Source organism: Citrobacter sp. wls711 (assembly GCF_005281055.1).
Lineage (GTDB): Bacteria > Pseudomonadota > Gammaproteobacteria > Enterobacterales > Enterobacteriaceae > Citrobacter > Citrobacter gillenii.
Genome location: NZ_SZXC01000077.1, coordinates 1 through 11,774, shown reverse-complemented (window position 1 = coordinate 11,774; position 11,774 = coordinate 1). Strand labels below are relative to the sequence as shown.

The 11,774-nt window shown below is 55.1% G+C and carries 13 protein-coding genes and 1 riboswitch; of the genes, 8 read left to right on the top strand and 5 right to left on the bottom strand.

Annotation, left to right across the window (positions count from 1 at the left end; translation table 11 throughout):
• Positions 1-6: 6 nt before the first annotated feature.
• A riboswitch (TPP riboswitch) is annotated at positions 7-129 on the bottom strand.
• A 53-nt stretch (positions 130-182) separates the two neighbouring features.
• Positions 183-671 carry a sigma D regulator gene (rsd, locus tag FDW98_RS21470; protein WP_096758772.1) on the bottom strand — a complete coding sequence of 163 codons (489 nt, stop codon included), beginning with the start codon at positions 669-671 and terminating at the stop codon, positions 183-185.
• A gap of 96 nt (positions 672-767) precedes the next feature.
• On the opposite strand from rsd, the gene nudC reads away from it, so the two are divergent.
• From nudC to FDW98_RS21440, 6 genes are all read left to right on the top strand, one after another.
• Positions 768-1,541, top strand: coding sequence for an NAD(+) diphosphatase (gene nudC, locus FDW98_RS21465; RefSeq protein ID WP_096758771.1), 774 nt, complete (start codon positions 768-770; stop codon positions 1,539-1,541).
• Positions 1,542-1,590: 49 nt separating this feature from the next.
• The gene (hemE, locus tag FDW98_RS21460; RefSeq protein ID WP_096758770.1) at positions 1,591-2,655 is read left to right on the top strand and encodes a uroporphyrinogen decarboxylase; all 1,065 of its coding nucleotides are present in this window, start codon (positions 1,591-1,593) and stop codon (positions 2,653-2,655) included.
• Positions 2,656-2,664: 9 nt separating this feature from the next.
• Positions 2,665-3,345 carry a deoxyribonuclease V gene (gene nfi, locus FDW98_RS21455; protein WP_096758769.1) on the top strand — a complete coding sequence of 227 codons (681 nt, stop codon included), beginning with the start codon at positions 2,665-2,667 and terminating at the stop codon, positions 3,343-3,345.
• Positions 3,346-3,378: 33 nt separating this feature from the next.
• Entirely contained in the window at positions 3,379-3,969 is a 591-nt protein-coding gene (locus FDW98_RS21450) for a YjaG family protein (protein WP_096758768.1), read from the top strand.
• A 186-nt stretch (positions 3,970-4,155) separates the two neighbouring features.
• Positions 4,156-4,428 carry a nucleoid-associated protein HU-alpha gene (hupA, locus tag FDW98_RS21445; protein ID WP_096758767.1) on the top strand — a complete coding sequence of 91 codons (273 nt, stop codon included), beginning with the start codon at positions 4,156-4,158 and terminating at the stop codon, positions 4,426-4,428.
• An 11-nt stretch (positions 4,429-4,439) separates the two neighbouring features.
• Positions 4,440-5,135, top strand: coding sequence for a DUF1481 domain-containing protein (locus tag FDW98_RS21440; protein ID WP_096759484.1), 696 nt, complete (start codon positions 4,440-4,442; stop codon positions 5,133-5,135).
• Between the two features lie 89 nt (positions 5,136-5,224).
• On the opposite strand, the gene zraP is transcribed toward FDW98_RS21440, so the two are convergent.
• Together zraP and FDW98_RS21430 are read right to left on the bottom strand one after the other, a co-directional pair.
• Complete coding sequence (zraP, locus tag FDW98_RS21435; protein ID WP_096758766.1) at positions 5,225-5,659, bottom strand: zinc resistance sensor/chaperone ZraP; 435 nt, start codon at positions 5,657-5,659, stop codon at positions 5,225-5,227.
• Positions 5,660-5,677: 18 nt separating this feature from the next.
• Positions 5,678-5,866 (bottom strand): hypothetical protein, encoded by a 189-nt coding sequence (locus FDW98_RS21430; protein WP_137398954.1) that lies wholly within the window; start codon positions 5,864-5,866, stop codon positions 5,678-5,680.
• A 54-nt stretch (positions 5,867-5,920) separates the two neighbouring features.
• On the opposite strand from FDW98_RS21430, the gene zraS reads away from it, so the two are divergent.
• The gene (gene zraS / locus FDW98_RS21425) at positions 5,921-7,306 is read left to right on the top strand and encodes a two-component system sensor histidine kinase ZraS (RefSeq protein ID WP_096758765.1); all 1,386 of its coding nucleotides are present in this window, start codon (positions 5,921-5,923) and stop codon (positions 7,304-7,306) included.
• 5 nt (positions 7,307-7,311) lie between these two features.
• Positions 7,312-8,637 (top strand): sigma-54-dependent response regulator transcription factor ZraR, encoded by a 1,326-nt coding sequence (gene zraR / locus FDW98_RS21420; RefSeq protein ID WP_096758764.1) that lies wholly within the window; start codon positions 7,312-7,314, stop codon positions 8,635-8,637.
• Here zraR and purD read toward each other — a convergent pair.
• Both purD and purH read right to left on the bottom strand, forming a co-directional pair.
• A complete protein-coding gene (gene purD, locus FDW98_RS21415; protein ID WP_096758763.1) occupies positions 8,634-9,923 on the bottom strand; it encodes a phosphoribosylamine--glycine ligase in 1,290 nt (429 codons plus the stop codon). The two genes, zraR and purD, sit on opposite strands and share 4 nt — an antisense overlap.
• Positions 9,924-9,938: 15 nt before the next feature.
• On the bottom strand, positions 9,939-11,528 hold the full coding sequence (purH, locus tag FDW98_RS21410) for a bifunctional phosphoribosylaminoimidazolecarboxamide formyltransferase/IMP cyclohydrolase (protein ID WP_096758762.1): 1,590 nt from the start codon (positions 11,526-11,528) through the stop codon (positions 9,939-9,941).
• Positions 11,529-11,774 lie beyond the last annotated feature (246 nt).

Genomic DNA, 11,774 nt, shown 5'->3' with positions numbered 1-11,774 from the left:
TACAACTGTAGATTTACTCTTGTTCCCTTCGCAGGTATTAGCCTGATCAGGTTCCGCGGATCCCGAATTAACGGTCTCAGCCTTTTCCACTCATGCTGTTGTGGAAAATAAGCACTCCGACAAGATAATTCCCCCTCTGGCGAGGAGGAATGGTTGTAAACTACCTGTTACTCGCGCAAATCTCAAGCAGGGCGTTTGATCATTGCGCTGTCGTGTACCGCATCAAGCACCAGCATAATCAACTTATCTTCCAGCATAAACCGGGCTTCCAGCGCCTCGCCGATATCCGACAATGCCTGTTGAAATTCAAGGAAATTATCGTGGTCAATGGCGTTTTCCAGACTGGAATCATAATCGTCCATAATCTGTTGTGTATTGGCTTCCAGAAGAGGCCAAATTTTTGTGGCTTTTAAAAGCTGCCCGTTCCCTTCCAATTTATGCAGAATACGTTCATAAATACTGAAGTGTCCGGTGGAGAGGTAGTCGACCAGGCTCTGACAAAAATCATCCAGCGCTTTTTCATTGAGCCGCATGTACGATTCTTTGCCAGGCTTAATGCCAACCAGATTGTAGTAAGCCACGAGCAGGTGCTTACGTACATGTAGCCAGCGATCAACCAGTTTATTACTTCCTCCGACGTGTTCCGTCAGGCTTTCCAGCTGGTTTAGCATGATTGACTCCGCAAGGTGGTGTTGAAAAACGGCTCACCGATAAATGTAAAAATAATGTAAACAACATGCCTGTGAAGCAAAGGTTGCGCAAGAGATATGGATCGTATTATTGAAAAATTAGACAGCGGCTGGTGGATCGTCAGTCATGAACAAAAATTGTGGTTGCCTCACGGAGAGCTGCCACATGGTGACGCGGCTGGTTTTGATCTGCTGGGTCAGCGCGGGTTGCCGATAGGCGAGTGGGAAGGTGAAACCGTCTGGCTGGTGCAGCAGCAGCGTCGCCACGATATGGGCTCAGTGCGTCAGATCCTCGATCAGGATGTGGGATTGTTTCAACTGGCCGGACGCGGCGTGCAGCTGGCCGAGTTTTTCCGTTCGCATAAATTCTGCGGTTATTGCGGCCATCCGATGCACCCTAGCAAAACCGAATGGGCGATGCTGTGTAGCCACTGCCGTGAACGTTATTATCCGCAAATTGCCCCCTGCATTATTGTCGCCATCCGTCGTGAAGACTCCCTTCTGCTGGCTCAGCATGTTCGCCACCGCAACGGCGTGCATACCGTGCTGGCCGGTTTTGTTGAAGTGGGGGAGACGTTAGAACAAGCGGTAGCGCGAGAAGTGATGGAAGAAAGCGGCATTAAGGTGAAAAACCTGCGCTACGTTACCTCCCAGCCCTGGCCGTTTCCGCAGTCTTTGATGACCGCGTTTATGGCGGAATATGATAGCGGAGAGATCGTCATCGACCCGAAAGAACTGCTGGAAGCGAACTGGTATCGCTACGATGACTTACCGCTACTTCCCCCGCCGGGTACCGTCGCGCGTCGACTGATCGAAGATACCGTGGCGATGTGTCGGGCTGAGTACGAGTAAAGAACGAGTAATGATACACTGACGGCCTGACGCTAAAAGGAAGATAAAAATGACCGAACTGAAGAACGATCGTTACCTGCGTGCGCTGCTGCGCCAGCCCGTTGATGTTACTCCGGTATGGATGATGCGCCAGGCGGGCCGCTATTTGCCGGAGTACAAAGCCACTCGTGCGCAAGCGGGCGATTTCATGGCGCTGTGCAAAAACGCCGAGCTGGCCTGCGAAGTGACGCTACAACCGCTGCGCAGGTATAAACTTGATGCGGCGATCCTCTTTTCGGACATTTTGACCATCCCGGATGCGATGGGACTTGGGCTGTACTTTGAAGCTGGCGAAGGCCCACGCTTTACCTCTCCCATCACCTGTAAGGCCGATGTGGATAAGCTGCCGATCCCGGACCCGGAAGGGGAACTGGGCTACGTGATGAACGCGGTACGTACTATTCGCCGCGAGCTGAAGGGCGACGTGCCGCTGATTGGTTTCTCTGGCAGTCCGTGGACGCTGGCGACTTACATGGTGGAAGGCGGCAGCAGCAAAGCCTTCACCGTGATTAAAAAGATGATGTACGCCGATCCAACGTCGCTGCATCTGCTGCTCGATAAGCTGGCGAAAAGCGTCACGCTATACCTGAATGCGCAGATCAAAGCTGGCGCGCAGTCGGTGATGATTTTCGACACCTGGGGCGGCGTGCTGACCGGTCGCGACTATCAGCAGTTCTCTCTCTATTACATGCACAAAATTGTCGATGGCCTGCTGCGTGAAAACGACGGCCGCCGCGTGCCGGTCACCCTGTTTACCAAAGGCGGCGGACAGTGGCTGGAAGCGATGGCGGAAACTGGATGTGATGCGCTGGGTCTCGACTGGACGACAGATATTGCCGATGCGCGTCGTCGTGTCGGTCATAAAGTGGCGTTACAGGGCAATATGGACCCGTCCATGCTCTACGCACCGGCACCGCGTATCGAAGAAGAAGTCGCCACGATACTGGCGGGCTTCGGTCAAGGGGAAGGCCACGTCTTTAACCTGGGCCACGGTATCCACCAGGACGTGCCGCCGGAACATGCCGGGGTGTTTGTGGAGGCGGTACATCGCTTGTCTGAGCAGTACCACCGCTAAGGAGTCACGATGGATCTTGCGTTGCTACGCGCCCAACAGCTTGAACTGGCCTCTGCGGTGATCCGTGAAGATCGCTTTAAAAGCGATCCACCGGATCTGATCGCCGGGGCAGATGTCGGGTTTGAGCAGGGCGGAGAGGTGACGCGAGCCGCCATCGTGCTACTGAAGTATCCTTCTCTTGAGCTGGTTGAATATAAGGTGGCGCGTATCGCCACCACCATGCCGTATATCCCCGGTTTTCTCTCTTTTCGCGAATATCCTGCGCTGCTGGCTGCCTGGGAACAATTATCGCAGAAACCTGACTTAGTGTTCGTTGATGGTCACGGTATTTCCCACCCGCGTCGTCTTGGCGTTGCCAGCCATTTTGGTCTGCTGGTGGATGTCCCGACGATTGGCGTGGCGAAAAAACGGCTGTGCGGCAAGTTTGAACCCTTATCTGCTGAACCCGGGGCGCTAGCGCCACTGTTGGATAAAGGCGAGCAGCTGGCGTGGGTCTGGCGCAGCAAAGCACGCTGTAATCCACTGTTTATCTCTACCGGACATCGCGTGGGCATGGATAGCGCGCTGGCGTGGGTGCAGCGTTGTATGAACGGCTATCGCCTGCCGGAACCGACACGCTGGGCGGATGCGGTGGCATCGGAACGCCCGGCTTTTACGCGGCTTGCAGCAAAAACGCCCCATATCGGGTAAACTGCGATTAATTTCCGTATTCGAGAACTCATCATGTTACAAAACCCGATTCATCTGCGTCTGGAGAAGCTGGAAAGCTGGCAGCACGTCACCTTTATGGCCTGTCTGTGTGAGCGCATGTACCCAAACTACGCCATGTTCTGCAAGCAAACTGAGTTTGGTGATGGGCAGATTTACCGCCGAATCCTGGATTTAGTCTGGGAAGTGCTGACCGTCAAGGATGCGAAAATCAATTTCGACAGCCAGCTGGAGAAGTTTGAAGAGGCTATTCCGTCCGCAGACGACTACGATCTGTACGGCGTTTATCCGGCAATTGACGCCTGTGTTGCCCTGAGCGAAGTCATGCATTCTCGTCTGAGCGGTGAAACCCTGGAACACGCGATTGAAGTCAGTAAGGCTTCGATTACCAGCGTCGCGATGCTGGAAATGACGCAAGCGGGTCGCGAAATGACCGATGAAGAGCTGAAAGAGAACCCTGCCGTTGAGCAAGAATGGGATATTCAGTGGGAAATATTCCGACTTTTAGCCGATTGCGAAGAACGCGATCTTGAGCTGATAAAAGGGCTGCGTGCAGACCTGCGCGAGGCTGGCGAGAGCAATATTGGTATAATTTTTCAGCAATGACACCACAAAACGTGATTTAACGCCTGATTTGTCGTGCCTGAAGGCTTCCCATCCGCCCCCCGTCTGGTCTACATTTGGGGGGCGAAGAAAAGTGGCTATCGGTGCGTGTATGCAGGAGAGTGCTTTTCTGGCATTTCCGTCGCACTCGATGCTTAGCAAGCGATAAACACATTGTAAGGATAACTTATGAACAAGACTCAACTGATTGATGTAATTGCAGACAAAGCAGAACTGTCCAAAACACAGGCTAAAGCTGCTCTGGAATCCACTCTGGCTGCTATTACTGAGTCTCTGAAAGAAGGCGATGCTGTACAACTGGTTGGTTTCGGTACCTTCAAAGTGAACCACCGCGCTGAGCGTACTGGCCGCAACCCGCAGACCGGTCAAGAAATCAAAATCGCCGCAGCTAACGTACCGGCATTTGTTTCTGGTAAAGCACTGAAAGACGCGGTTAAGTAATTCGCGTGGCAGTGAACAGTTTTAACGAGGGGGCGGTTTCGCCCCTTTTGTCCATCTGGCGTCATACGCTTTGGCTTTCAGGTGTTCTGTTGCTGTCTGCCTGCAGTCGCCACTCTGAGCTTCCTCCGTTCACGGCCAGCGGTTATGTTGGCGATCACGGAGCGGTACGCGTTTGGCGTAAAGATTCCAACGATGATGTGCATCTGCTCTCCGTTTTTAGTCCGTGGCGAAGCGGCGACACAACCACCAGTGAGTACCGCTGGCAGGGTGATACCCTCTCTCTGATAGAACTCAACGTATACAGCCAACCGCCGGAGCATGTTCGCATCCGTTTCGACGATCGGGGTGAACTGAGTTTTATGCAGCGTGAAGTCGATGGACAAAAGCAGCAGCTTTCCAGCGATCAAATTGCGCTCTACCGCTACCGTGCCGATCAAACCCGTCAGACCAGCGATGCGCTGCGCCAAGGGCGTGTAGTATTACGGCAGGGGCGTTGGCATGCCGCCGAACGCACGGTCACTACGTGTGAAGGCGAGACGATCAAACCTGATTTAGATTCATGGGCGATAAACCATATCGAGCGCCGCCAGAGCCGCTCGTCGGTCGACGTGAGCGTGGCATGGCTGGAAGCGCCTGAGGGATCTCAGCTGTTGCTGGTCGCGAATTCTGATTTCTGCCGTTGGCAGCCAAAAGATAAAACATTTTAACGCCGGATGGCGACGTAAAAGCGTCTTATCCGGCTTACGGTATCCATCTGTAGGCCTGATTAGCGTGGCGCCATCAGGCATTAAGTTCTTTACCAGTGGCCCATACCCATATGACCCCCGCCACGATGGTAACTGCCGCCACCGCAACCCATGCCGGCACCGCGAGGCACGCCCGCCTCCGCCATGGCGACATCCCGTTTCACCCGTTGCTCATCCAGCGCCTGATTCAGCGATTCTATCTCTTTTGCGACGGCATTAATTTTTGCGCTGTCCAGCGGGCTGGCGGTGAGCAACGCGTTGTACTCATAACGTTTGGACGTCAACTGCTGGCGCAATGCGCGGGTCTGCGTGTAGTAATCATCAGCGATTTTCTGGGCTGCAGCCTGCTGCTCGGTGGTCATTGGCGTACCACCCTGTTGCCACATTCCCTCACCATTGCCCCAGTGATGTTGCGCCAGCGCCGGGGTGGAACCCAGAGCCATCAGCGAGAGGACCATTAGCGCCAGTTTATTATTCCGTTTCATCGTTCGTTCTCCTGTTGGTTAGCTTACTTTCTCTTTTGCATCTTCCGTGCCAACCTGGACGTCCTTGTGCTGCGGGGCTCGCGCGGCTGCCGTCCGGGCGTAAGCGAGTAAAAATGACTCGCCAGAACAGCCCGGTGGGTCATTTTTACCCACCCGTTGTGAGGGTTTGTGCCTGAGAACAGGGTTATCAGGGTGAAAAGATGGCATGATTTCTGCTGTATACCTGAAATGAAGAAAGGAACGGCGGGAAAGGGAGAACGTATGCGTCTTGATAAGGATACGGCAGCAAAGTGGCTGAGCCGGTTATTACCGGCGGCGATCCTGATTTTGGTGGGGTGGTTTTCCATCATGACCATTCGGGACTACGGCCGGGAAAGTGATGCCGCTCGACAAACGTTACTGGAAAAGGGAAGCGTGCTGATCCGCGCCCTTGAGTCCGGTACGCGTGTGGGTATGGGAATGCGTATGCATCATGCGCAGCAACAAACGCTGCTGGAGCAAATGGCGGTACAGCCGGGCGTACTCTGGTTTGCCGTTGTCGATGAGCATGGCGTGATTATCACCCACAGTGATTCCTCTATGGTTGGTAAATCCCTCTACTCGCCGGATGTCCTGCGTCAGTTAAATCCTGGGGAACAAGAACGCTGGCGGAATATCGACTCATCGCCCGATGGGCATGATCAAATACCAGCCCTGGAAATTTATCGCCAGTTCCAGCCGTTGTATGGGGCCGGGAGGCATGGTATGGCACGCTGCTCCGGTAATGACGATCATGCGAATACGCCCACGCAAACCATCTTTATCGCTTTTGATGCCAGCGACCTGGCCGCGACTCAGGCCAGAGAGTGGCGTAATACGCTGATCGTTCTGTCTGCTCTGGCGGCGGTGCTGCTGGCTACCGTGCTGACGTTTTTCTGGTACCAACGCTATCAGCGTTCTTATAAAGAGCTACAGGACGCGATGAAGCGTAAAGAAAAGCTGATGGCTCTCGGACATCTGGCGGCGGGAGTCGCGCATGAAATCCGTAATCCACTGTCATCCATCAAGGGGTTAGCGAAATATTTTGCCGAACGCACTCCGGCGGGGGGCGAGTCGCATGAACTGGCGCAGGTGATGGCGAAAGAGGCCGATCGCTTAAATCGGGTGGTGAGTGAATTGCTGGAGCTGGTGAAGCCCGCGCACCTGACGCTGCAGCGGGTCGATCTTAATGAAGTCATCACCCACTCGCTGCATTTGGTTAGCCAGGATGCTCAGAGCCGGGAAATTCAACTGCAGTTTACGCCGAATGCTGCGTTACCCGCTATTCAAGCCGATCCCGACCGACTCACGCAGGTCCTGCTGAATTTATACCTCAACGCCATTCATGCTATCGGGCATCAGGGGACGGTTACGGTTTCAGCGAGTGAAAGTGGCGCCGATCGGGTTAAAATTAGGGTTACCGACAGCGGAAAGGGAATTGCACCCGACCAGCTGGAGGCTATTTTTACTCCTTACTTTACGACGAAGGCAGACGGTACCGGGCTGGGACTGGCGGTGGTGCAAAACATCATTGAGCAGCACGGCGGAACCATTCAGGTAACCAGCGTGGAAGGTAGAGGCACCGTCTTTACTCTCTGGCTGCCGATCAATGCGAAACCACAGGATTGACAAGGATGACACACGGAAAAATCGATATTCTGGTTGTGGACGATGACGTCAGCCACTGCACTATTCTACAAGCGCTGCTGCGTGGCTGGGGCTATGACGTTGCGCTTGCCTATAGTGGACGAGAGGCGCTGGCGCAGGTGCGTGAACACGTCTTTGATCTGGTGTTGTGCGATGTGCGTATGGCGGAGATGGACGGCATTGAAACGCTGAAAGAGATCAAAGCCCTGAATCCGGCGATTCCGGTCTTGATTATGACCGCTTTTTCTAGCGTGGAGACCGCGGTGGAAGCGTTAAAAACCGGGGCGCTGGATTACTTAATCAAACCACTGGATTTTGACAGTCTGCAGCACACGCTGGAAAAGGCGCTGGCGCATACCCGGGCGACCGGCGTCGACCCCGTAGCAGCCCCGGCAGCGCAGTTTGGCATGATTGGCAACAGTCCGGCGATGCAGCACCTGCTTAACGAAATTGCGATGGTTGCGCCGTCGGATGCGACGGTGCTTATTCACGGAGACTCCGGAACGGGCAAAGAACTGGTCGCCCGGGCGCTTCACGCCAGCAGTGCGCGCAGTGATAAACCACTGGTGACGCTCAACTGCGCGGCGCTGAATGAATCTCTGCTGGAATCTGAACTGTTCGGCCATGAAAAAGGCGCGTTTACCGGTGCCGATAAACGCCGGGAAGGGCGCTTTGTGGAAGCCGACGGCGGTACGCTGTTTCTTGATGAGATTGGCGATATCTCGCCGCTGATGCAGGTGCGCCTGCTGCGGGCGATTCAGGAGCGTGAAGTTCAGCGCGTAGGCAGTAATCAGACTATTGCTGTGGATGTCCGGCTGATTGCCGCCACCCATCGCGATCTGGCACAAGAGGTCAACGCCGGACGTTTTCGCCAGGATCTCTACTATCGCCTGAACGTCGTCACTATCGAGATGCCCGCATTACGTCAACGCCGGGAAGATATTCCGCTGCTGGCCGGGCATTTTCTCCAGCGCTTTGCTGAGCGTAACCGCAAAGCGGTGAAAGGTTTTACCCCGCAGGCAATGGATCTGCTGATCCATTACGACTGGCCGGGAAACATTCGTGAGCTGGAAAATGCGATTGAGCGTGCGGTGGTTCTGCTGACGGGAGAATACATTTCTGAACGCGAGCTGCCGTTGGCGATTGCCGCGACGCCAATAAAAGCAGAGAACAGTCTGGAGATCCAACCGCTGGTGGATGTTGAAAAAGAGGTGATTCTGGCAGCACTGGAAAAAACGGGCGGCAACAAAACTGAAGCCGCCCGTCAGTTAGGCATCACGCGTAAAACGCTGTTGGCGAAAATTTCGCGTTAGCGCTGCTCGCGTTCGATGGCGCGCCAGCCGATATCGTTACGGCTAAAGCTGCCGTCCCAGCGGATGTCGGCCATTAACGCGTAAGCGCGCTTCTGCGCTTCTGCAACGGTATGACCCAGTGCGGTTGCGCACAGGACGCGGCCCCCATTGGTCAATACCGTGTCGTCGGCGGCGAGTTTAGTGCCGGCGTGGAACACTTTGCCGTCAGCGGCTTCTTCCAGCGGCAGGCCGTGGATCGCGTCTCCGGTACGGTAGTCGCCCGGATAACCCCCGGCGGCGATTACCACGCCCAGCGAGGCGCGCTCGTCCCACTCGGAGGTTTTCTCGTCCAGCTTACCGTCGCAGGCGGCGAGGCACAGATCCACCAGGTCCGACTTCATGCGCAGCATGATCGGCTGGGTTTCCGGGTCGCCGAAGCGGCAGTTAAACTCGATAACCTTCGGGTTGCCCTGTTTGTCGATCATCAGGCCTGCGTACAGGAAACCGGTGTAGGTGTTACCTTCCGCCGCCATGCCTTTTACGGTTGGCCAGATGATGCGTTCCATGGTGCGCTGGTGAACGTCATCAGTTACCACAGGCGCTGGAGAGTATGCACCCATCCCGCCGGTGTTCGGACCGGTATCGCCATTGCCCACACGTTTGTGGTCCTGACTGGTAGCCATCGGCAGGACATGCTCGCCGTCGACCATCACGATAAAGCTTGCCTCTTCGCCGTCGAGGAACTCCTCGATCACGATGCGGTGGCCCGCGTCGCCAAACGCGTTGCCTGCCAGCATGTCGTGCACGGCGGCTTCAGCTTCTTCAAGCGTCATCGCCACGATAACGCCTTTACCGGCAGCCAGGCCGTCGGCTTTAATGACGATCGGCGCGCCTTTCTCACGCAGATAGGCCAGCGCGGGCTCCACTTCAGTGAAGTTCTGGTATTCCGCCGTGGGAATATTATGGCGCGCGAGGAAATCTTTGGTGAACGCTTTAGAACCTTCCAACTGCGCAGCACCTTCGGTTGGGCCGAAGATTTTCAGACCGGCGGCACGGAAGGCATCGACCACGCCAATCACCAGCGGCGCTTCCGGACCAACGATGGTGAGATCGATCTTCTCGCTCTGGGCAAAGCTCAGCAGTGCCGGAATGTCGGTTACACCGATAGCCACGTTTTGCAGCGTCGGTTCCAGTGCGGTACCCGCATTACCCGGTGCGACATAAACGGTTGAAACCTGCGGTGACTGGGCGGCTTTCCAGGCCAGCGCGTGCTCGCGCCCGCCGTTGCCAATAACTAATACTTTCATCGTCTGCTCCGTGAATTAATGGCGGAAGTGGCGCATGTCGGTAAAGATCATCGCAATACCGTGTTCGTCGGCAGCGGCAATCACCTCGTCATCACGAATGGAGCCGCCTGGCTGGATAACACAGCTCACGCCAACGGCTGCTGCGGCATCAATCCCGTCGCGGAACGGGAAGAAGGCGTCAGACGCCATTGCCGAACCTTTGACTTCCAGACCTTCGTCGGCGGCTTTAATCCCGGCGATCTTCGCGGAATAAACGCGGCTCATCTGGCCTGCGCCTATGCCGATGGTCATGTTCTCTTTGGCGTAGACAATGGCGTTGGATTTCACGAACTTCGCGACTTTCCAGCAGAACAGCGCATCACGCAGTTCCTGCTCAGTAGGTTGACGTTTGGACACTACGCGCAGTTCACCCTCGGTGACCATACCCAGGTCACGATCCTGAACCAGCAGTCCGCCGTTCACGCGTTTGAAATCCAGGCTCGCAACACGCTCAGCCCACTGACCGCAGGTCAGGACGCGAACGTTCTGCTTAGCCGCCGTAATCTTCAGCGCTTCCTCAGTTGCTGACGGGGCGATGATCACCTCAACAAACTGGCGGGAGATAATGGCCTGCGCCGTTTCAGCATCCAGTTCGCGGTTAAAAGCGATGATGCCGCCGAACGCGGAGGTTGGGTCGGTTTTGTACGCGCGGTCATAGGCATCAAGAATAGAGGAGCTGACTGCCACGCCGCACGGGTTGGCGTGCTTAACGATAACGCAGGCTGGCTCGTTGAACTCTTTCACGCACTCGAGCGCGGCGTCGGTATCGGCGATGTTGTTATAAGAGAGCGCTTTGCCCTGGACCTGCGTAGCGGTGGCAACGGACGCCTCTTTAACATTCTCTTCTATATAGAAGGCAGCCTGCTGGTGGCTGTTTTCGCCGTAGCGCATATCCTGCTTCTTAATGAAGTTCAGGTTAAGAGTACGCGGGAAGCGACCTGCAGCGTCTTTGCTTTCACCGTGATAGGCCGGGACCATGCTGCCGAAGTAGTTGGCAATCATGCTGTCGTAGGCGGCGGTGTGTTCGAACGCTTTAATGGCGAGATCGAAACGGGTGTCGAGGGTCAGAGAACCTTCGTTGGCATCCATCTCTTTAATAATGGCGTCGTAGTCATTGCTCTTTACCACGATAGCCACATCTTTATGGTTCTTGGCGGCCGAGCGCACCATGGTTGGGCCGCCGATATCGATATTCTCTACCGCATCTTCCAGCGAGCAGCCAACGCGAGCCACGGTCTCGGCGAACGGGTACAGGTTAACAACCACCATATCGATAGGGTCGATACCGTGTTGTTCCATTATTCCGTCATCCTGACCGCGACGGCCAAGAATGCCGCCGTGTACTTTTGGATGCAGGGTCTTCACGCGTCCATCCATCATTTCCGGGAAACCGGTGTAATCGGAAACTTCGGTCACTGGCAGACCTTTCTCTGCTAACAGGCGCGCAGTGCCACCTGTAGACAGCAGCTCCACACCGCGTGCGGAAAGTGCCTGAGCGAATTCGATAATACCTGCTTTGTCAGAAACACTGAGCAGAGCGCGGCGGACTGGACGACGTTGTTGCATGGTAAATCCCCTGGATTTGACTATAACAGAGAGCGTTAGCTGAGTTTTTGCGTAAAAACTCAGCTAACGCCCCTTACGGGGCATCCTTGTTTTGCCGCAGCATTGTAACGAAAACGTTTGCGCAACGCTCGCGAATTTTTCTTTTTCAATGTTGACCCTTATTTCGAGAGCTTAAAACCGTATATAGGTAGACAGGATCGCCGAAATGATGGGGATGTTTGTGGATAACTCTGTGTGCAAATGGGT